At 46.4% G+C, this 21,418-nt stretch carries 20 protein-coding genes; 15 read left to right on the forward strand and 5 right to left on the reverse strand.

Going from position 1 to position 21,418, the window contains the following annotated elements; all coding sequences use genetic code 11:
- Window positions 1-65: 65 nt before the first annotated feature.
- The 7 genes from ACZ5ZC_RS01725 (at window position 66) to ACZ5ZC_RS01755 (ending at window position 7,106) form a co-directional block, all read left to right on the forward strand.
- Window positions 66-545 (forward strand): Lrp/AsnC family transcriptional regulator, encoded by a 480-nt coding sequence (locus tag ACZ5ZC_RS01725; protein ID WP_006741393.1) that lies wholly within the window; start codon window positions 66-68, stop codon window positions 543-545.
- Window positions 546-700: 155 nt separating this feature from the next.
- Window positions 701-2,221, forward strand: coding sequence for an NAD-dependent succinate-semialdehyde dehydrogenase (locus tag ACZ5ZC_RS01730; RefSeq protein ID WP_464931695.1), 1,521 nt, complete (start codon window positions 701-703; stop codon window positions 2,219-2,221).
- Between the two features lie 41 nt (window positions 2,222-2,262).
- The gene (locus ACZ5ZC_RS01735) at window positions 2,263-3,669 is read left to right on the forward strand and encodes an aspartate aminotransferase family protein (RefSeq protein ID WP_053808062.1); all 1,407 of its coding nucleotides are present in this window, start codon (window positions 2,263-2,265) and stop codon (window positions 3,667-3,669) included.
- Between the two features lie 86 nt (window positions 3,670-3,755).
- The gene (gene eutB / locus ACZ5ZC_RS01740; RefSeq protein ID WP_258692162.1) at window positions 3,756-4,730 is read left to right on the forward strand and encodes a hydroxyectoine utilization dehydratase EutB; all 975 of its coding nucleotides are present in this window, start codon (window positions 3,756-3,758) and stop codon (window positions 4,728-4,730) included.
- A 14-nt stretch (window positions 4,731-4,744) separates the two neighbouring features.
- The gene (locus ACZ5ZC_RS01745; protein WP_464931696.1) at window positions 4,745-5,704 is read left to right on the forward strand and encodes a cyclodeaminase; all 960 of its coding nucleotides are present in this window, start codon (window positions 4,745-4,747) and stop codon (window positions 5,702-5,704) included.
- A 56-nt stretch (window positions 5,705-5,760) separates the two neighbouring features.
- Window positions 5,761-6,537, forward strand: a complete 777-nt coding sequence (locus ACZ5ZC_RS01750; protein ID WP_464931697.1) for a maleate cis-trans isomerase family protein — start codon at window positions 5,761-5,763, stop codon at window positions 6,535-6,537.
- 47 nt (window positions 6,538-6,584) lie between these two features.
- A complete protein-coding gene (locus tag ACZ5ZC_RS01755; protein WP_006741387.1) occupies window positions 6,585-7,106 on the forward strand; it encodes a DUF2058 domain-containing protein in 522 nt (173 codons plus the stop codon).
- 97 nt (window positions 7,107-7,203) lie between these two features.
- On the opposite strand, the gene ACZ5ZC_RS01760 is transcribed toward ACZ5ZC_RS01755, so the two are convergent.
- From ACZ5ZC_RS01760 to ACZ5ZC_RS01770, 3 genes are all read right to left on the reverse strand, one after another.
- Window positions 7,204-7,815 (reverse strand): LysE family translocator, encoded by a 612-nt coding sequence (locus ACZ5ZC_RS01760; RefSeq protein WP_054866949.1) that lies wholly within the window; start codon window positions 7,813-7,815, stop codon window positions 7,204-7,206.
- A gap of 79 nt (window positions 7,816-7,894) precedes the next feature.
- Window positions 7,895-8,287: a ribosome recycling factor family protein gene (locus ACZ5ZC_RS01765; RefSeq protein WP_048624767.1), complete on the reverse strand. Its 393-nt coding sequence runs from the start codon at window positions 8,285-8,287 to the stop codon at window positions 7,895-7,897.
- Between the two features lie 3 nt (window positions 8,288-8,290).
- Window positions 8,291-9,160 (reverse strand): LysR family transcriptional regulator, encoded by an 870-nt coding sequence (locus ACZ5ZC_RS01770; protein ID WP_006741384.1) that lies wholly within the window; start codon window positions 9,158-9,160, stop codon window positions 8,291-8,293.
- A 105-nt stretch (window positions 9,161-9,265) separates the two neighbouring features.
- Between ACZ5ZC_RS01770 and ACZ5ZC_RS01775 the strand changes: the two genes are divergently transcribed.
- Window positions 9,266-10,522, forward strand: coding sequence for an adenylosuccinate synthase (locus ACZ5ZC_RS01775; RefSeq protein ID WP_464931698.1), 1,257 nt, complete (start codon window positions 9,266-9,268; stop codon window positions 10,520-10,522).
- Window positions 10,523-10,892: 370 nt separating this feature from the next.
- On the forward strand, window positions 10,893-11,957 hold the full coding sequence (ansB, locus tag ACZ5ZC_RS01780; protein WP_006741383.1) for an L-asparaginase 2: 1,065 nt from the start codon (window positions 10,893-10,895) through the stop codon (window positions 11,955-11,957).
- A gap of 84 nt (window positions 11,958-12,041) precedes the next feature.
- Here the strand turns inward: ansB and ppsR are convergent, their stop codons facing one another.
- Window positions 12,042-12,878 carry a posphoenolpyruvate synthetase regulatory kinase/phosphorylase PpsR gene (gene ppsR / locus ACZ5ZC_RS01785; protein ID WP_005392709.1) on the reverse strand — a complete coding sequence of 279 codons (837 nt, stop codon included), beginning with the start codon at window positions 12,876-12,878 and terminating at the stop codon, window positions 12,042-12,044.
- A gap of 251 nt (window positions 12,879-13,129) precedes the next feature.
- Here ppsR and ppsA point away from each other — a divergent pair, with 251 nt between their 5' ends.
- The 4 genes from ppsA (at window position 13,130) to tyrS (ending at window position 18,794) form a co-directional block, all read left to right on the forward strand.
- Window positions 13,130-15,502, forward strand: a complete 2,373-nt coding sequence (ppsA, locus tag ACZ5ZC_RS01790; protein WP_006741382.1) for a phosphoenolpyruvate synthase — start codon at window positions 13,130-13,132, stop codon at window positions 15,500-15,502.
- 170 nt (window positions 15,503-15,672) lie between these two features.
- Complete coding sequence (locus ACZ5ZC_RS01795) at window positions 15,673-16,452, forward strand: lipid-binding SYLF domain-containing protein (protein WP_006741381.1); 780 nt, start codon at window positions 15,673-15,675, stop codon at window positions 16,450-16,452.
- A gap of 193 nt (window positions 16,453-16,645) precedes the next feature.
- Window positions 16,646-17,452 (forward strand): response regulator transcription factor, encoded by an 807-nt coding sequence (locus ACZ5ZC_RS01800; protein WP_054866994.1) that lies wholly within the window; start codon window positions 16,646-16,648, stop codon window positions 17,450-17,452.
- A gap of 82 nt (window positions 17,453-17,534) precedes the next feature.
- Window positions 17,535-18,794, forward strand: a complete 1,260-nt coding sequence (gene tyrS, locus ACZ5ZC_RS01805) for a tyrosine--tRNA ligase (RefSeq protein ID WP_464931699.1) — start codon at window positions 17,535-17,537, stop codon at window positions 18,792-18,794.
- A gap of 78 nt (window positions 18,795-18,872) precedes the next feature.
- Here tyrS and ACZ5ZC_RS01810 read toward each other — a convergent pair whose 3' ends face one another.
- Window positions 18,873-19,232 carry a DUF6559 family protein gene (locus ACZ5ZC_RS01810; protein WP_047008049.1) on the reverse strand — a complete coding sequence of 120 codons (360 nt, stop codon included), beginning with the start codon at window positions 19,230-19,232 and terminating at the stop codon, window positions 18,873-18,875.
- 112 nt (window positions 19,233-19,344) lie between these two features.
- Here ACZ5ZC_RS01810 and ACZ5ZC_RS01815 point away from each other — a divergent pair, with 112 nt between their 5' ends.
- Window positions 19,345-20,226, forward strand: a complete 882-nt coding sequence (locus ACZ5ZC_RS01815; RefSeq protein WP_005392703.1) for a LysR family transcriptional regulator — start codon at window positions 19,345-19,347, stop codon at window positions 20,224-20,226.
- Window positions 20,227-20,330: 104 nt separating this feature from the next.
- Complete coding sequence (locus ACZ5ZC_RS01820) at window positions 20,331-21,413, forward strand: efflux RND transporter periplasmic adaptor subunit (protein ID WP_464931700.1); 1,083 nt, start codon at window positions 20,331-20,333, stop codon at window positions 21,411-21,413.
- Window positions 21,414-21,418 lie beyond the last annotated feature (5 nt).

A 21,418-nucleotide genomic window follows, 5' to 3' on the forward strand; every position in this document is an offset into this window, starting at 1 on the left:
CCTTATAGCGGTTGACCAGTCATCAACTATTCTGAACTGATTGGTATTTTACAGGGAGACCAATTATGCGCCTCGATCGCTACGACGTAAAAATTCTACAAATACTTCATGACAATGGCCGTATTACCAAATCTCACCTTGCCGAGGCCATTAACCTATCCGTGAGCCCTTGCTGGGAGCGTGTCAAAAAACTGGAAGAAGCAGGCATCATTGAAGGCTACGGGGCAAAAGTAAATACCGATGTTTTGTTCAAACGAACGTCGGTCATGGTTGAAGTTACGCTCAAAGAGCACAGCGCCCAAGCGTTCAAACGTTTCGAGCAACTGGTTCAACACTCACCAGAAGTCACTGATTGTTATGCCACAGGCGGCGGTGTCGATTACATCCTCAAAATTCAGTCGGAAGATATTGATCAATATCAGCGGCTTATCGACAACTGGTTAGAGTCAGAAGTGGGCATTGAGCGCTACTTTACTTACATCGTGACGAAAACAATCAAACGTGATGCAGGCACATTAGAAGTGAACCAAAACGCCTTGTTCTAAAAGGGAAAACACGCTTAAAAGACAACCAGAAAAATCACCATATCTAACGGTGTGGAAAAGAAAGTTTTGATGGTTTAAACCTCGGCATCAGAAATTATTTCGGTCACTTCTCCATTACAGTTTAACTATGGACAACGACGCTGGGAGAAGGACTCATGACAGCACTGCACAGCTTACATGCTGAGGAATTAAAAGCCTCGCACGACATGATGGCGATAATGAAAGACGTACGTTTGGTGAGAGGTTTAGCGTACGTAAATGGCAAATGGGTAAGTGGTGACCAATTTCATCCGGTGGATAATCCAGCGGATGGTACGGTCATCGGCTACATTACCAAGCTATCTCAGCAACAACTCTATCAAGCGATTGATGAAGCCGACCAAGCCTTTCGTCAATGGCGAAAAATGCAAGCAGAAGAACGCGCTGAAATTCTCATGCGTTGGCACGATCTGATTTTAGAATCAAAACAAGATCTTGCTCGTTTGATGGTTATGGAGCAAGGCAAAACATTAGGTGATGCTTTAGGTGAAATCGACTACGGCGCATCCTTTGTTCGTTGGTTTGCAGAGGAAGCACGCCGCAGCTATGGCGAAACCATCCCAAGTCATATTCCGAATGCGCAACTATCGACGGTACGCGAACCGATTGGCGTCGCGGCACTGATTACACCATGGAATTTTCCTAATGCAATGGTCACCCGTAAAGCCGCCGCAGCATTAGCGATAGGCTGTCCGGTGCTCATCAAACCTGCCAGTGAAACGCCTTTCTCCGCATTGGCCTTGGCAGAATTAGCAGACCGAGCAGGCTTTCCACCTGGTGTATTTAACGTGATTACTGGCGATGCGGTGATGGTTTCGCAAACCTTGTGTCACTCCGATAAAGTCAAAGCGCTCTCGTTCACAGGTTCAACTCGAGTGGGTAAGTTGCTGCTGCGCGACGCGGCACAAACCGTGAAAAAATGCAGTATGGAGCTCGGCGGTAATGCCCCTTTCATCGTGCTGCCAGATATGGATGTCGAGCAAGCGGCCAAAGCTGCCGTGGATGCCAAGTTTCAAACAGCAGGACAAGACTGCTTGGCCGCAAACCGTATTTTCGTCCCTGACGATAAGTACGAAGCGTTTTTGGAAGCGTTTGCCAAAGAAATGAGCCACATCGTTTTAGGCAATGGTTTAGATGAAAAAACCACCATGGGGCCGCTGATCAATCGCACTGCGGTGGATAAAGCGCATGATTTGGTGCGTGACGCACTCGACAAAGGCGCGCGATTGGTAGCGGGATACCACCAGCCCGTACCAGGCGAAAACTTCTTTGCGCCGACATTGCTGGCCGATGTCACCCCTGATATGGCGGTGTATCGCGAAGAGAATTTTTGCCCTGTGGCAGGCGTTTTGCCTTACCAAGACTTAGATACCGTGATTGAAATGAGCAACGACACTGAGTACGGCTTAGCTGCCTATGTTTATGGTCACGATATTCACCAAATTTGGCGCTGCATGCGTGGTTTGGAATTTGGCATGGTGAGCGTGAACTCCGTCAAGATGACTGGCCACCCTATCCCATTTGGCGGTGTGAAACAGTCAGGGCTTGGACGAGAAGGCAGTCGCCACGGCTTTGAAGAATACAGTGAAATCAAATACTGCTGCTTAGGCGCTTTACCTACCGTCAGTGGCAGTTAAGGCACGAAATATGGATATCCAATTATTCGAGGAGAAGGATCATGAGCAACAAAACCCAACAACTTTTAGAGATCGACCGTCAGAGAGTATTTCATGCCTCAACCCACCTGAAGCAGTATGCGGCTGGGGAGCTTTCGGGAAGAATTATCTCGAGCGGAAGCGGAATACGCATCACCGATTCAGAAGGCATCGAGCTGATAGACGGCTTTGCCGGGTTGTATTGTGTGAACATTGGCTATGGCAGGACTGAAATGGCCGATGCTATTTATGAACAAGCCAAAGAGCTGGCGTACTACCACACTTACGTCGGTCATACGAACGAAGCACTAGTGACACTGTCAGATCGCATCATCAAAATGGCGCCTGAAGGCATGAGTAAAGTCTACTACGGCATGTCAGGCAGCGATGCGAACGAAACTCAACTTAAGTTGGTGTGGTATTACAACAATGCTCGTGGTCTACCAGAGAAGAAAAAAATCATCTCCCGTGATCGCGGCTACCATGGCTCAAGTATCGCTTCGGGTTCAATGACAGGGCTGCCTCTGTTCCACGCACATTTTGATTTACCGCTTGAGCGCATCAAGCACACCATGGCGCCGTATTACTATCGCCGTGAAGACGAGAGTATGTCTGAGCTTGAATTCTCTCAATATTGTGCGGATCAACTCGAAGCGATGATCTTGGAAGAAGGCCCAGAAACGGTCGCAGCGATGATTGCGGAACCAGTGCTCGGTACTGGCGGTATTGTGCCACCACCAGAAGGGTACTGGCAGGCGATTCGTAAAGTACTCGACAAATACGATGTACTCTTGATTGCGGATGAAGTGGTCTGTGGCTTTGGTCGCCTCGGCTCCGATTTTGGCTCACTGCACTACGACATGAAACCGGATCTCATCACGGTAGCGAAAGGGTTAACCTCAGCGTATCAACCGTTGTCTGGCGTGATCGTCGGTGAACGAGTTTGGAGTGTGCTAGAAAACGGCACCGACCAATGGGGCGCTATCGGACACGGTTATACCTACTCCGGTCACCCAATGGGAGCGGCAGCCGCGAACTGCAACCTCGATATCATTGAACGTGAAGGCTTGGTGCAAAACGCAGCCGAAGTCGGCGCTTACTTGCAGCAACGCATGGCGGAGACGTTTAACGATCATCCATTGGTCGGTGATACTCGTGGCGTTGGCTTGTTGCATGCGTTGGAGTTTTCTTCAGACAAACTCCGCCGAGCACACTTTGATCCAAACTTGAAAGTGGGTCCGCAAATCGCGGCAGCCTGTTTAGAGCAAGGCTTAATCGCTCGTGCCATGCCACATGGTGACATCCTCGGCTTTGCTCCACCTCTTATCGCGAACCGTAATGACATCGACACTATTGTCGACAAAGCGCACCAAGCGGTCAATAAAGTGATGGATAACCTCGTCACGTCTAAACAGTGGCAGCCAAAATAGCCGCGAATTAACCAACTCACAAACCTACCAACGATTACCGCCCCCTCTGACCAAATTAGAGGGGGCGGTCCTAAGAGACGTACTACATGGAAACACAAGCAATCTTTGCCGCAAAGAAAGCGATTAACGGATTAGTCAGTCGCACACCATTACTTCACTCACCACTGTTATCGCAACAATATCAATGTGAAATTTGGTTAAAACTGGAAACACTACAACCTATTGGTGCTTTTAAATTGCGTGGAGCGACTCATGCCATGAACAAACTGAGTGAGGAACAAAAACGACATGGCGTCGTCACTTGCTCTACTGGTAATCACGGCCGTGCCGTGGCTTATGCTGGGAAACGACTAGGAGTCCGCACCGTGATTTGTATGTCCAATTTAGTACCACAAAACAAAGTCGACGCAATTAAAGCATTAGGCGCAGAAGTTCGAATTGTTGGGCAAGCTCAAGACGACGCGGAGCGAGAAGCATTGAGGCTAACAGAAGAAGAGTCGATGACCTATCTCTCACCATTCGAACACCCAGACATCATCGCCGGACAAGGGACCATTGGGCTAGAAATCATTGAAGATCTTCCTGATGTCGACGTCATTTTCGCCGGGTTATCTGGCGGCGGATTGATTGGTGGTATTGGCTTAGCCGCAAAATCAAACAGCAGCAAAGTGAACGTGTATGGCGTTTCCATGGACAAAGGCGCAGCGATGGTAGAAAGCATTAAAGCAGGAAAACCAGTACAAGTTGAAGAGCACGAATCGTTTGCTGACAGCTTAGGTGGCGGCATAGGTTTAGACAATCGCTATACCTTCAAACTCGTGCAAGAAGTCATGGATAAAGCGTTTTTAGTCAGTGAACACAACATAGCCAAAGGCATGGCAGATATTTTCGATGCAGAAAAATTTGCCGTAGAAGGCGCAGCCGCAGTGGGGCTTGCCGCCATTCACCAGCATCAACTGGACTTACGCGGTAAGAAAGTCGTTTTGGTGCTCAGTGGAAAAAACGTCTCTTCAGACACTTTTGAGACGGCATTAAAAATTGGCCGCCAAGTCAAAGAATAACCGAGGTCGTGCGAATGAAAATCTATAATAAATCTCAGATAGAGCAAGTGACTCAGTTAGATCTTAATGCGTTAGCGGCCGTGGAAAATGGCTTCAAAGCGCTTGGGCAAGGCAACGTCACCATGCCTCCGATTCTTAGCATGGCAATTGAAGAGCATAACGGCGAAGTGGATGTAAAAACGGCGCATATCAAAGGTAATGAGCGCTTCGCGATAAAAATCAGCCCAGGATTTTTTGATAACCCAAAACTGGGACTACCCAGCCTAAATGGTTTGATGGTGCTCTTTAGCGCGAAAACAGGGCTGGTTGATAGCGTATTGTTTGACGAAGGGTATCTAACCGACATTCGTACTGCTCTCGCTGGCGCTATCTCCGCGAAATACCTGTCGAACTCAGAAGCATCCAAAATTACGGTTATTGGCAGTGGGCTTCAAGCAGAACTACAAGTCGCTGCAATAAAATTAGTTAGGCCAATCTCCCAAGTGAACATCTGGGCAAGAGACAACACAAAATCGCAGGCTTACAAACAACGCATGGAGCAACGATACGATCTATCCGTATCCGTACACTCCTCTATCCAGCAAGCATGCCAAGAAGCCGACATTATTGTCACGACAACACCATCAAAAGAACCTTTGCTGAACTGGGAAGATATCCCATCAGGAGCACACGTGATCGCTATGGGTTCAGACAGTCCTCATAAACGTGAGCTTGCCACCTCAGTCATCCTAAATGCTGAGCATCTGGTGGTTGATCGAATCAGTCAGTCAGAATCACTTGGCGAATTACGTGGTGTAGACAAACCGCTCACCCGTAGCCTAGTCGAACTTGGCGACATCATTTGCGGCAAACACCCCTACTCAAGGCGTGTTGACGATGTTTCGGTATGTGATTTAACAGGGACTGGCGTTCAAGACACCGCAATCGCTGACTATACCGCTCAACAACTCACCAGAATTCAATCCACGATGTAACTTATTCCCTGTGACTTTGGCGGTGGGCAACCACCGCACTTTTTGAGGGCCGTAACATGCCAGAGCTCTGTACGTTTCAATCTTTAACCACTCAGTTTGAGTTTTCGACGGATGTATCCGCTTATCAACGTTCAATCGGACTCATTCAACTCGCGACCGACTATGTGCTAGAAAACGAATGGCGCGAGCATTTACCCGCAGATGTCCGCTTATACACTTCACGCTTTCTCACCACTGGTACTGTCGATCCTCTGCACTTAACAGACATGCAAAACAGTATCCGCGAGTGTGTACGCACCATCGTGCCAATGTGGCCAATCAACGTCATGGCGTTTGGCTGTACGTCAGCTAGTGTGCTCATTGGCTCCGATCAAATCACTGATTTAATTCGTCAAGAGAGACCCGAAGCCATAACAACTAACCCTTGGCAAGCCGCACTGAGAGCGCTTGAACACCATCAAGCTCAAAGAATCGTTATGCTGACGCCGTATACCAATGACGTCAATCACCCACTTTATGAGTCCATGACCGAACATGGCGTTGACGTTCTGGCCTTTGGGTATTTCAATCTCGACTACGATCCCCATATCCCAACCATTGGAGGACAAGACGTAGAAAATGCCTTAGCGCAGCTGCTTGAGTCGATTGATTGCACTGTGGACGCGATATTTATTTCATGCACGAACATGCGAGTCATGCATCTACTGCCTTATTTCTCAAGCCGCTTTGGTATTCCTGTACTAAGCTCCAACCAAGTGATGCTTTGGGACGCATTGCGTTTGCTTGAGTCCGATAATTTCTCCGACGTGTCATCATCGCCCTTTCCTTGCTGATAAGGACTCGCTAAAATGCACAAAATTGCGCACTAACTGGATGAAACATGGCAAAACTTACCCTTCAAGAACAAATGCTGAAAGCTGGCTTAGTTAATGAAAAGAAACTAAAGAAAGCGAAGAAAGGCTCTAAAAAATCACGCGTTCAAGCACGCGAAGTAAAAGCGGCGGTTGAAGAGAATAAACGCCAACAGTTAGAGCGTGATAAACAATTGAGCGAACAGCAAAATGCCGAGCGTTTGAACAAAGAGATCAAAGCGCAAATCAATCAATTGATTGAGATGAACAAGATCGACTTAAAAGATGGCGATATTAAGTACAACTTCACCCATGGCACCTTGGTTAAGTCACTGTATGTTGATGCTCTCATCCGTGAACAGTTGATTAAAGGCATTCTAGCCATTGCGATTGTCGGTGAAAGCTACGTTGTCATTCCACGCGGAGTAGCAAATAAAATTGCTCAACGTGATGAATCCGTCATCATCGAACAGAAAGAACCAGAATCGGACATTCCAGCAGAAGACGACCCATACGCAGATTTCGTCGTGCCAGATGACTTGATGTGGTAACAACAAACAATAGATGCATCAACGAAAAGAGCCGCTGATATAACATCAGCGGCTCTTTTTTAATAGAAAAAATACGCTACAGAAATGATGTGCGTTATTACTTACTTAGTAGCAAATTCACACCAGATGCGGCTAAAAACAGCGAACATCCGCGATTAAAACGTTTCGCCATTTTTGGATTTGAAAACCAATGTCGAAGGTACAAACCAAAAATCGCGTAAATTGAAATGGCGACCATTTCTAAAATCAAAAACGTGGAGCCAAGGGCAAAAAACTGCTCTTGAACGTTGGCGTTCACATCAACAAACTGCGGCAAAAACGCAGTAAAAATAAGAATCGCCTTCGGGTTACCGGCGGCAAGCGTAAACTCTTGTTTCGCAAGCCCTGCATAGTTGCGTGAGTTAGTTAACTCAGAGATCGGGCTCGATTCAGAACGCCAAAGGTTGAATGCAATCCACAATAGGTACAACGCACCCACCAGCTTTAACGCTAAAAACAGCATTTCTGATGTGTACAAAATCACGGCGAGCCCAGAGGCAGACAACGCGATCATGCCAGAAAATGCCGTAATACGCCCTAAACTAGCGACAAACGCGGCACGAAAACCGTAACAACGCGCATTATTCATTGCCAATAAGTTGTTTGGGCCTGGAGTCATATTCAGAGCAAAGCAAGCGGGAATAAAAAGGAGGAGCTTCCAAATATCCATGATAAAAAATGGCCTTAATTTTTAGTAATAGCCCGCACCGTAACATTGGCTGCTAGAATGAGTAAATAAAAATTCTACGCTAGAGCATTTCCGCTTCAAACCGAGCTGCTCTGGCTTGCGCAATCGTACAGTGCGTTTCTGTCATCAACTCCGCCAAGGTGATATTTGGGTTTTGCACCACCAACCGAATCAGTTTTTCTTCTAACGGTTCCAGTTTGTCCTGATGAACGGATAACCCTTTCTCCAACTTATTCATCACAAACCTTAGCTCTTCACACTGCCCTGCTTTTAGCTGATCAAGTAACGCTTTTAAGTTCAAAGCTTCTCCAGAAACTTGCCAATGACGTGAGCGCCTAACTCGCTTAACGTCACACCCGCAATCCGCCGCAATGACTTTAATGCGTTTAGCATTCTCACCGCCAATGCGATGAATCAGAGAGGGCAGCGAAACAATAATGTCGTCATCTTTCATCCGTTACTCTCCCACCACTGACACATTCTCTCCAACCCAAGTGAGTAGCTGTTTGGCGGCTTTGGAGAGCACCTGATTTTGGCGCACAATGTAGCCGAAATCGGTGTTTGGAAAACTAGGCAAAGGCGTGACTTCTCGGGAAAGCATTAACCTCGGATCAAGAGAGAAATCCGGCACAATGGCGGTCCCAAATCCTGCTTCTGCCCAGTCGATTTGTGCTTCCACACTGCCCACTTCCATCACGCGATGCTTAGGCAGATTTAACTCAGGTAAAGACGCATCTATCAGCTCACGGGTTCGCGTGTCGTGCCCTAGCAGAATCAACGTCTGGCTCTCTTTTCGATTGTCCTGCCACTCAAAAATGTTATCGCCAAACGCACACCAGTGAATTTGCGTGAGAGGCGTAAAATGCAGCGGTTGACTCTCTTTTTGTGCGATAACAAAGCCGATATCGGCACGCGCACTTTTCACCAAATCCACCGCTTGAGAAGACGTGGTATTGAACAATGCCAAGTCGATACCCGGGTATTCACTTTTGAATTGCTGGAACGGTTTGATAAGCAGTAAACGTGAAACGATATCGCTCGCCGCAATAGAAAGCGTCCCCTGCGTAAGATCGTTGATGGCATTGAGATCCGATTGGCAAATTTGCAGCTCATTGAGCATTCGCTGCGCCGTATCTAACAAACGCTTTCCCGCTTGCGTCAACTGCACAGGATTTCGCTCAATCAATTTCGTGCGCGTGGCCTGCTCCAACTGCTTGATATGCAAGCTGACGTTCGGTTGCGTCATGTGCAGTTCCGTCGCTGTTTTGCCGAAATGCTTTACCTCTGCAAGAGTTACGAAGGTTCGTAGCCAGTTCAAATCTAACATTGCCAATTCCGATATGAGATTATTATCAAGTTAATGAGTATAATTAATTTCTCTTATTATGGCGAACACCTTAAGATTTTTGCATCTGTTTTTGGAGATTAAATTATGTCGTCTATCGTTGTTGTGGGTGCAAACTGGGGTGATGAAGGCAAAGGCCGCATCGTTGACTTTTTGGCAGAGCAAGCTTCTGCGAGCATTCGTTTCCAAGGTGGTAACAACGCGGGTCACACCGTGGTTAACGACCTAGGTACGTTCAAGCTGCACCAGCTACCAAGTGGCGTTTTCAACCCAGACTGTTTGGCAGTATTAGGTCCGGGTATGGTTATCAGCCCTGCGTTGCTGTCTCAGGAGATTGCGGAAGTTGAAGAAGCGGGCGTAAAAGTGAATATGTGCATCTCTGATCGCGCAACACTGTGTCTACCTCTACACGCACTAGAAGATACGCTAGAAGAACAACGTTTAGGCGACAAAGCATACGGTTCAACTCGTCAAGGTATTGCACCTGCGTACGGTGACCGCGTAATGAAGAAAGGCATCCTTGTTGGTTGGTTGAAGCAACCAGAAGTATTGGTTGAACGCCTTCAATTCATGATGGATTGGAAACTTCCGCAACTGCGTGCGCTTTACCCAACATTCGAGTTTGAACAAACCGCTGAAGAAATGGCGAACTGGTTGCTAGAGGTGTCTGCACCTTGGCGCTATTCAATTTGCAACGTAACGCTGCCTCTAAAAGAGCTACAAACAAAAGACAAAACACTGTTGTTCGAAGCGCAGCTTGGTGCGGGTCGTGACCTTGTTTACGGTGAGTACCCTTGGACAACATCTTCTAACGTTGTATCAATGTACGCGGGTATCGGCAGTGGTCTTCCAGCACTTCGTCCTGAACGCGTTATTGCGGTTGCAAAAGCATTCAGCTCATCAGTAGGTACTGGTACGTTGATCACTGCAATGGAAGAGCAAGATGCTTTCCGAGAACTTGCAGGCGAGTTCGGTGCAACTACAGGTCGTCCGCGCGATATGGGTTACTTCGACGCAGTCGCTACGAAGAATGGCGTTGAACTGCAAGCCGCAACTGAAATTGCACTAACGAAAGTAGACTGTTTGACTGGTCTTAACGATCTGAAAATCTGTGTTGGCTACGAAGGCGACCACAGCGAAAACCCAATCTGGCCTCAAACTGCATCTCTTGCGCCAATCTACGAGAAGATGGAAAGCTGGAGCGAGGACATCACAGGTTGTCGTAAGTTTGAAGAACTTCCAGTAGCAGCACAGAAATACGTTCTACGCATTGAGGAACTGATGGGCGTACCAGTAAAAATGGTGTCTGTGGGTCCTGGTCGTGAACAAATGATTATGCGATAAGATGTGAATTAACACATCATTGGCAAGCGGCTTTTATCTGTTCCGGGGTAAAGCCGCTTTTTTTTACACTGTAAACTTTGAAGAAGTTGCACTTCTCAATTCGTGTTTAGTAACCTAATCGCGCCTCTCTTCCCTCTTTATTTATCAATCAATAGATTAGAGCATATAACGCATTGTGCACGTTATTAGTACATCTCACTTGTTAAAGAAGCACGTTATTTAAGTTAATTGTTTGAATTAATGTTCTTTAACTGATTGCTTGATCACGATCTTCATCTGCAATTTGTTGAACTAGTGCTCAAAAAATCTAACCCGCTGTTTTTAGGATAGATGAGTTCCCCAACATCCAACCTAACAGCAGGTGATTCCCATGACGAAAAATCTTTTCCGCCTCAGTACAATAACTCTCGGTTTATGCATAAGTTCGTTCTCTTTTGCGCAATCCGATCTTCCGAACATTAAAATCCTTGCCACTGGTGGTACGATAGCAGGTGCAGGTCAATCTGCGACAGAGTCAAACTACACCGCAGGTAAAGTCGGTGTCGAATCATTGATTTCTGCGGTACCTAGCATGACCAACATTGCCGATATTTCCGGAGAGCAAGTGGTCAGTATTGGTTCACAAGATATGAATGATGAGGTATGGCTTAAATTAGCCAAACGCGTCAACGAACTGCTCGCTCAAGATGATGTTGACGGTATCGTCATCACTCATGGTACTGATACGTTAGAGGAAACCGCGTACTTCCTTGATCTGACCGTCAAGAGCAAAAAGCCAGTCGTGATCGTCGGTGCAATGCGTCCTTCCACCGCAATGAGTGCTGATGGCCCAGTTAATTTATACAACGCCGTCGTGACAGCCACCGATGAAGATTCTGAAGGGCGCGGCGTGTTAGTCGCGATGAATGACACTATATTCGATGCGCGAGACGTAACTAAAACAAACACCACTTCCGTCAGTACTTTCCAGTCACCTAACTTTGGCCCTATCGGCTACATTCATAATAGCGATGCCAAATATCAACGAAGCCCAGAGCGTAAACACACCACAGAAACACCATTCGATGTATCAAAACTCAACACGCTACCTAAAGTAGGCATTGTTTATAACTATGCAAATGCGTCGAGCTTACCAGTCAAAGCCTTTGTTGATGCCAAGTTTGACGGTATTGTAAGTGCTGGTGTGGGTAATGGTAACTTGTACCACACGGTCTTTGATGAGCTAGAAAAAGCGAGCAAAGATGGCGTTGTAGTTGTAAGGAGCTCTCGCACACCAACCGGCTCAACCACTTTGGATGCTGAAATTGATGACGACAAATATGGCTTTGTTGCCTCAGGCACACTAAACCCACAAAAAGCACGTATCTTACTGATGCTGTCACTGACTCAAACCAAAAACTATCAAGACATCCAAAAGATGTTCCAATACTATTAAATCATTCTGTGTAAGGCATCTTTAGATGCACAAGAGGAGGAGTTACTCGCCTCCTCTTGCACACGACGATGTTGGTGCCCCCTGTTAACCAAACAAACGGCGCTTCATCCCTGCTTTTTCAAGAATACGCGTGGTGATCTCTTCCACAGAGAGAGAGGACGTATTGATGTATGGGATCGCCTCTCTTCTAAACAACGCCTCTACGGTGTCTAGCTCCAACTTACACTGCTCAGTACTGGCGTAATCACTTCCAGACAAACGATTCTCACGGATTTCAGTCAAACGTTCAGGGTCGATAGTAAGCCCGAACAATTTATGACGATGGATCTCAAACTCAGGCAACAAACGCATCATCTTCACGTCTTCCGCGATAAATGGATAGTTCACGACACGCAAACCAAACTGCATCGCCATATATAGGCTGGTGGGGGTTTTCCCGCTGCGCGATACTCCCAGCAGGATGATATCGGCTTGCTCCAACCCTTTTAGCGTGATGCCATCATCATGCGCCAATGTATATTCAATGGCCGCGATACGGTCGAAATAGGTATCGGAATCTTTCCCTACACTGCGAGAACGTTGCAACTTGGGTTTTGGCGCCATCTGAATGTCGTCTTGCACTTTCTGTACAATGCTTTCCAACACATCGTAGCTGTATGCAGGCGCTTCCAACAGCATTTCACGTACGTCTGGCACCACGATAGAGAAAAACACCAGAGGTTTGACGCCATTGCGTTGGTAGGAAGTTTCAATTTCTTTTACAACGTCAGCAACTTTGTCCTGGCTTTCTACGAACGGAAAGGTTTTTTCGTTAGGAATGAACGGAAATTGACCGAGAACAACATGCCCTAATGTCTCACATGTTATCGCCGTACCGTCAGAAACATAGAACACATCACGACTTTGGTTATTTATTTGCATTTCTGTTTAATTTTTCAAAATCTTTTGAGTAGGATGGTAAACATAATATTAATAAATCAGTTTGGCTTTCAGTTAGGTTCACCACAGCTTTAAAAATTCTTTTGAATTTTTTTCAGCCAGAACGTAATCGTTTGCCTTTGATATCAATCTAAATGAAGCAATGTATGGTCAACGTGTAATAACAGCCAACATGCGATTGTTTAGATCGATTTAAGTCCCCCTACTAAGCTGCAATGTTTCTGGAGAAAGACATGCAAAAGAACACCCTCTGGTTCAATGGCCTATCCATGGATGATGTCGACAAAGTCGGCGGTAAGAATGCTTCACTTGGCGAAATGGTTTCTAACCTAGCGAACGCAGGCGTTTCTGTACCAAATGGTTTTGCGACAACCTCATACGCGTTTAACCAATTCCTTGACCACGAAGGTTTGGATGAGCGTATTCACCAATTACTTGATGAACTAGACGTTGAGGATGTGGAAGCTCTGCGTAAGACAGGTGCAACCATCCGTCAATGGGTATTAGAGGCCCCTTTCCCTGCGGACCTTGAACAAGAAATCCGTGAAAACTACCAAGAACTGATTGAAGGCAACCCTGAGCTTTCAGTCGCAGTTCGTTCATCTGCTACGGCAGAAGACCTGCCTGATGCCTCTTTTGCTGGTCAGCAAGAAACGTTTTTGAACGTGAAAGGCATCGACGCAGTACTAGAAGCAACTAAGCACGTTTACGCTTCTCTATTTAACGACCGTGCGATCTCTTACCGTGTACACCAAGGTTTCGACCACCGTGGTATCTCGCTATCTGCGGGTATCCAACGTATGGTGCGTTCAGACAAAGCTTCTTCGGGTGTAATGTTTACGCTTGATACTGAGTCTGGTTTCGACCAAGTTGTCTTCATCACCTCTTCATGGGGCCTAGGTGAAATGGTCGTTCAAGGCGCAGTAAACCCTGATGAATTCTACGTTCATAAGCCAATGCTTGAAGCAGGTGAGCACCCGATCGTTAAGAAAACATTTGGTTCTAAGTTGATCAAAATGATCTACTCTGACAACCAAGAGATCGGCAAACAAGTTGATATCGTTGATACTTCTGATGAAGAGCGCAACACGTTCTCACTGAACGACGAAGAGATCAAAGAGCTCGCCAAACAAGCGATGATCATCGAGAAGCACTACCAGCGTCCAATGGACATTGAGTGGGCAAAAGATGGCATCGACGGCAAACTGTACATTGTTCAAGCGCGTCCTGAAACCGTATGTTCACAAACGGAACAAAACGTGATTGAGCGCTACGAGCTACAGAACAAAGCAGATGTTTTGATTGAAGGTCGTGCAATCGGTCAACGTATCGGTAAAGGTGCAGTACGCTTGGTAGATTCGCTAGATCAAATGTCACTGGTTCAAGAAGGTGACGTACTGGTTACCGACATGACTGACCCAGACTGGGAACCAGTGATGAAGAAAGCTTCTGCTATTGTTACCAACCGTGGCGGACGTACTTGTCACGCAGCAATCATTGCTCGTGAACTTGGTATTCCTGCAATCGTTGGCTGTGGCGATGCGACAAGCAAACTGACTGATGGCGCAACAGTAACAGTATCTTGTGCAGAAGGCGAAACGGGTTACGTTTACCAAGGTGAACTTGAGTTTGATGTAAAACGCTCTTCTGTTGATGAACTGCCACTACTGCCGACCAAAGTGATGATGAATGTGGGCAACCCAGATCGCGCATTCGACTTTGCTCAGATTCCAAACGAAGGTGTTGGCCTTGCTCGTCTAGAGTTCATCATCAACAAGATGATCGGTATTCACCCGAAAGCATTACTTAACTTTGATGCGCAAAGCGATGAGCTAAAAGCAGAAATTAAACAGCGCATTCGTGGTTACAAAGATCCTATCGATTTCTACGTGAGCAAGCTGACTGAAGGCATCGCGACTATCGCTTCTGCTTTCTGGCCAAAACGCGTCATCGTTCGTATGTCTGACTTTAAGTCTAACGAATACAGCAACTTGGTTGGTGGTAAAGCCTACGAACCGCATGAAGAAAACCCAATGCTCGGCTTCCGTGGTGCGTCTCGTTACATTTCTCCAGTGTTTGAAGATTGCTTCGAGTTAGAAACTCAAGCTATCAAACGCGTTCGTAACGAAATGGGTCTGAAGAACGTTGAAATCATGATCCCATTCGTGCGTACACCAAGCGAAGCTGCATCAGTGATTGATTTGCTAGCGAAGTTTGATCTGCGCCGTGGCGACCAAGGTCTGAAAGTCATCATGATGTGTGAACTGCCATCCAACGCGGTACTTGCCGATGAGTTCTTGAAGTACTTTGACGGCTTCTCGATTGGTTCAAACGACATGACTCAGCTAACGCTTGGTCTGGACCGTGACTCTGGCGACGTTGCTCACCTATTTGATGAGCGTAACGCGGCGGTGAAAATCATGCTGAAAATGGCAATTGACGCAGCAACCAAAGCTGGCAAGTACGTAGGTATTTGTGGTCAGGGCCCATCAGATCATGAAGATTTGGCGGAATGGTTGATGGAGCAAGGCATCAGCTCTGTTTCACTAAACCCAGACACCGTTATCGATACTTGGTTACAGCTCGGTAAAGTTAGCAGCAAGTAACGCACTAAAAACTCAAGCCCTCACAATCCCCTTGTGAGGGCTTTGTTATTCATACGTCATTTCGCAATCAGTTCGTGATTCCTCTCTCAAGATCGCCATTTAGTCAATTTCATTATCAAAGTCTGATGACCTAGAATGAATGATGTATCGACAACTCCAGAGAGAATTTGATGAAAAAGTCTATCGCACTCATTACCACATTGATGCTCCTAGCCTCTCCCGCTTACGCAGATTGGGATGATATTTCCAACAAAATGTCTGAGCTAGGCGAAGCGGTTTCTGATACTGCGCAAGATGCTTGGGACGATACCAAAGCCTTTTCAAAACAAGCGTGGCAAGATTTCACGAACTGGTCCGAGGAAGCAATCAATACCGCGGGCGAGTGGACAGAAGCCAGTATCGAGAAAAGCAAAGAATGGATAGATGCAGCCGACAAAAAAATTGATGAACTAATGGAAGGCGACACGCCAGAAGAAGCTCGCCAAGCCGTAGACTTAATGGCGGATAGTGCTTTGCTCAAGTTGTTTAATGAAAAGCCGGAGGCCAAAGCCATTTACGACAACGCTTACGGCTACGCGGTCTTTGATTCTCGTAAATTGTCTTTGTTGTTTCACACCAACTCAGGGTCAGGTGTCGCAGTAAATAAGGAAACAGAAAAACGCACTTATATGAATATGTTTGGTTTGGGCGTCGCACTTGGGGCTGGCGGCAAGTTTTACCAACAAGTGATTCTGTTTGAGAGCAAAGAAGACTTTGACACTTTCGTCAACGAAGGATGGGAAGCGACCAGTGAAGCCTCTGCTGTAGCTGGCGAAGATTCTGAGCAACTTTCAAAGCAATTTAACAGTGGCGTCGCCGTTTATCAGTTGAATGCAAAAGGCTTGCTCATCGATGCCAACGTGTCTGGTTCTAAATATTGGGTTAACGAAGAGCTCACCAACTCGCAGTAACGCATAGCAACTAATCGCTTAAACAGAACGGTTGTTATGCACCCTTATCAATAAGTTAACGCAGCTATGACTCCTCAAAACTGAGTACTTGTGCAACTTTCTCATGGGAAGTCACCAGAAGATGGTGACTTCCCTTTCTCGTTGGATGGCTTTTCGTTATGCTTGCCCAAAACCATCTGCGATTCGGTATCCCATGCCTGACAATAACTTTAATAATCTGCTGGCAGAAGCAATTTCTGCTCTTAATACGCCTAACTTTACTCCTAAGCTTATGCGTGTCATTCGTACTCTTTTTCATTTTGATTGCGCGGTTATTTTAGGTTATCGAGAAGGTAAACATCCTATTTATCTCTACGACTCGATTGAGAACGAGCGAGAATTACTTTTTCAACGCTACCTTACGGACTCATTTCAAAATGACCCTTTTTTTCTCAAACTAAACGAGACAAAGCAACAAGGCGTATTTACACTCAAAGACGTAGCACGCAAAGGCGTTGATTTTACTTCCTACTGCGAACAGTTCTACCATCAGACCGGGTGGAAAGACGAACTGAGCATGCTAGTCGAAGTCGAACCTGGCCGTTGGGTCATGCTGTACTTCGGGTATATGAATGGTGGAAAATACTTTTCTCAACAGCAAATCAATAAATTAAAGCCCTACTTCCCGATAATCCAATCGCTTTGTCAGCAGCACTGGAAACAAACGGAGTTTACCTTTTCTGAGCCTGTTTTTGCCCAAAGTGCTTATTCTGGCAGTATGCGATTGGCCATTGAGCAAGCTTTAGCAACATTTGGCGTAGAATCACTCACTCGTCGCGAGCAAGAGGTGGCTTCACTTCTCGCTCAAGGGTTTGACACCAAAGAAATTGCCGCGCGGTTACACTTAGTGCAAGGCACGGTCAAAAATCATCGAAAACGCATTTACTCGCAGTTAAATGTGTCTTCATTGAGTGAGTTATTCCAGCTTTTCCTCAATCACCTTATTCTCCATTCAAGATAAAAAACTGTCCCTTAAGGGATATATCGACAAAAGGTGTCGCGTTTTAGTCTGAATACAACAACCATCAAGACAGACAAAAAGAATGACGACACCATTACTGCAAGATTTACAAGAGCGTGGCTTGATTGCACAAGCCAGCGATTTGGAAGAAATTCAGACACTTCTCTCACAGCCTCAAACCGTTTACTGCGGCTTCGATCCTACAGCAGGCAGCTTGCACATCGGCCACCTTGTGCCTTTGATTATGCTTAAGCGCTTTCAAGATGCGGGACACCAAGCTGTTGCCTTGATTGGCGGTGCAACGGGCATGATTGGCGACCCGAGCTTTAAAGCGACCGAGCGCAGCCTGAATTCTTCAGAAATCGTCTCAGGTTGGGTTAACGATCTTTCTAATCAAATTCAGCAGTTGATGAATCACCAACTGACTAAGCCAATGATCATGGTGAACAATGCTGACTGGATGAAAGCGATCAATGTGATCGACTTCTTCCGTGATGTAGGTAAGCACTTTTCGATCAATACCATGATCAACCGGGAGTCGGTAAAGCAACGCTTGCAACGCCCTGATCAAGGCATATCTTTTACCGAATTTAGCTACGCTCTGCTGCAATCGTACGATTTTGCCGAGCTAAACCGTCAATACGATTGTCGTTTGCAAATCGGTGGCAATGACCAATGGGGAAACATCGTCAGTGGGATCGATTTAACTCGTCGCCAAAATGGTGAGCAAGTATTTGGCTTAACTCTGCCGCTGATCACCAAATCCGATGGCACCAAATTTGGCAAAACCGAAGGCGGCGCAGTGTGGCTAGATCCTAGCAAAACCTCACCTTACGCCTTCTACCAGTTCTGGCTTGGCGCAGAAGACGCCGACGTTTACCACTTCTTGCGTTACTACACGTTCTTGAGCTGCGAAGAAATTGCCAGCATTGAAGCGCAAGACCAAGCAAGCCAAGGCAAGCCACAAGCACAACGTATTCTCGCTGAAGAAATGACGCGATTTGTTCATGGCGAAGAAGGTCTAGCCAGTGCCGAGCGCATCACTCAAGCACTGTTCAGCGGTAATGTGCAACAACTGAGTTTGGGTGAATTAAAACAGTTGGAGTTAGATGGTTTACCAAGCATTGAGAGCACACAACAAGATTTGGTTGAGCTATTGATTGAGTCGGGCTTAGCAAGCTCGAAACGTGTTGCACGCGAACACATCAGCAACAACGCCATCAGTGTAAACGGTGAAAAAGTGTCGGCTGATAACCCGAGTTTAAGCTTCCCACTGTTTGACCAATACTGGTTACTGCAACGCGGTAAAAAGCACTTCTGCCTCGTAAAGCGTGCCGCTTAACAAAGCATCGGAATGACACCTCACAAGGCAAAGTGATATAGCGAGTTAACTGACAAGACTTTATAAGGTTAGCTCGCTCTAGTATCGGCTGTGCATACCAAAATGATGAGACATTCCATCTTCCATTCGGCCGCCTTTCCAGCCACCAGCACCGAATAAATTAAGCACATCTTGAGCGGTATAATCGGCACCAGCAAAGAAGTCATTCGCCACATCAGAGCGGATGGCTTGCAACTCTGGTTGATTTTCCAAATCAAGATCTTGCGGATTCGCGTACAACGCCAACGCAATTTTTTGTTGGCACGTGCTTAACTCACTGGTGCTCGTCTTTACCTGACCGACGGAAAAGTACTCACGACTGCCGTATCCCACCACCAATCTGGTACTCATTAGCTTAATCACTTTCTTAATGCGGCGACGTTGTATAAATCTCAACATGTTGAAGCCCTTATTTATATTTCGATAATTAATAATAAGTTTTGTATACCACACATCAATACTCTAGAGTGTCAGGGTTTAGTACGGCGCTCAAAGAGTATGGAGTTCAAGAGTGAAAATTGACGATCTAAAACTGTTCACCAAAGTCGTCCAACTTGGCAGCTTTACAGCGGCAGCAAATGCTTTGGATTTGCCACGAGCAAATGTTAGCCGACGCATTGGAGAACTGGAACGTTACCTCGGAACGCAACTTTTTCACCGCACCACTCGCAGCCTTTCGCTGACAAACAAAGGCGATGCCTACTACCAAGATCTGCAAAAAGTGCTCACCTTGCTTGATTCGGCAAACCAGCAAGCCAGTAACGAAAGCATCGAAGTCAGAGGCAAAATCAAACTTGGCCTTCTGCCAGAAACCTATGAACCTCTTCAACCCATTTTGTTTGAATTTCAGGATCAATATCCGCAGGTTGAGCTCGACATTCGCAATATCAACAATGGCTTTATTGATATGTTTCAGCAGGGGTTGGACATCGCGCTGCACGGCGGCATGCTGTTTGATTCAGACATTGTCGCCAGAAAGATCTTAACGCTAGACCGATGTGTCGTTGCCTCACCGAACTATCTTCAAACTCACGGCACGCCCGCTACATTAGAAGAGTTGAGCGATCATCAGTGCATTTGTTTTCGTTGGCCAAATGGCAATGTCGACAACCTTTGGCACTTTCAGGAACAAAACGTAGCGCTCAAACCGAAACTCATTTCCAACAACATCGGCTTTATCAAAAGCTCCACAGTGCTTGACCGCGGCATCAGTTATATCCCAAAACTGTTGGTAAAAAATGAGCTCGAATCCGGTGCATTGGTGCAAGTATTGTCTCAATATGCCGTCACAGAAGAAACGGGGTGGTTACTCTACCCTAAGCCGAAAACGCTGAACCAAGCTAGCCGGTTACTTATTGAACATTTGTGCAATAAAATTCCAAAACTTTTGTAGTTTACATTTATTGTCATAAAATTCGTGACATTGAATCATGCGTACGCATGATTATCTGAACATCTGTGAATTATAAGATGGCGCCGAAATTATGGAGCCATCTTATGAATCATCAAATTAAAACCGCCGCGCTGAGCACTATCGCGCTCTCTCTACTCGGCTGTAATCAAACTCAACCTCAGGTTGAGGAGCCTAGCGCATCCAGACCCGTTCAAGTGATTGAAGTCAACGAAAGGAATGAAGAACTCAACAAATCATTCAGCGGGATCGTAAAAGCAAAAGAAACCGCCTCACTCTCTTTTCGTGTACCCGGCACCGTGGAAAGCGTGTTCGTAAATAAAGGCAGCTTGGTAGAAAAAGGCCAAGTCATTGCCATGCTGGACAAGCACGACTACCAAGTCTCACTAGAAGAATTACAAGCACGCATGTTAGAAGCACAATCAGCCCACAAACTCGCGAAAGCTGAGTTAAAGCGCGTAAAACAAGCGACTTCTGATGATGCCATTGCCAGCGTAAACTTAGACCGAGCCATCAGCAGCTACGAACGTAGCCTCTCTGCCGTCAAAGTGGTTGAGAAAAACATCCAACGTGCAAAAGATGCCCTACGTTACACCACTCTACGTGCACCATTCACTGGCATTGTTGCCGACGTTTCTGTTGATCCACATGAACAAACCTTGCCGGGCGGCAGTGTTGTGTCAATTCAGCAAGAAGGCAGCTGGGAAGTCGACATCGACGTACCGGAAAATATGATTGCGCAATTCGCACTAGGTCAGCCGGCATCGTTGACTTGGTATGATTCGGAGCAATCCTACCAAGCAACCGTGGCAGAAATCGCGCCGAAGAAGCACTTGCTCAAACAAACCTATACCGTCACGCTAGACATCGATTCGATTTCCAGTGCGCTATTCAACGGTAAAGCAGTCACGGTTAATACCGCGCTCAACACCAGTCACTCAAGCCATTGCTTTCCTTACTCTGCAATTTTGGGTGAGAAACAAACTCTGCACGTGAATGTGGTTCGTGATGCGGTTATTCATTCAGAGCCGGTCAACCTTGACTCTATCGACGCATACCAAGCGTGTGTGACCGGAAGTTTTGAGCAAGGCGATTATGTGGTGATCAGCGGTAGCCATTATCTGAGCGAGGACGATGCCGCCCCAAACCTGACCATCAAGACGTTGTAGGTGCG

The sequence above is a fragment of the Vibrio sp. JCM 18905 genome (assembly GCF_055393305.1).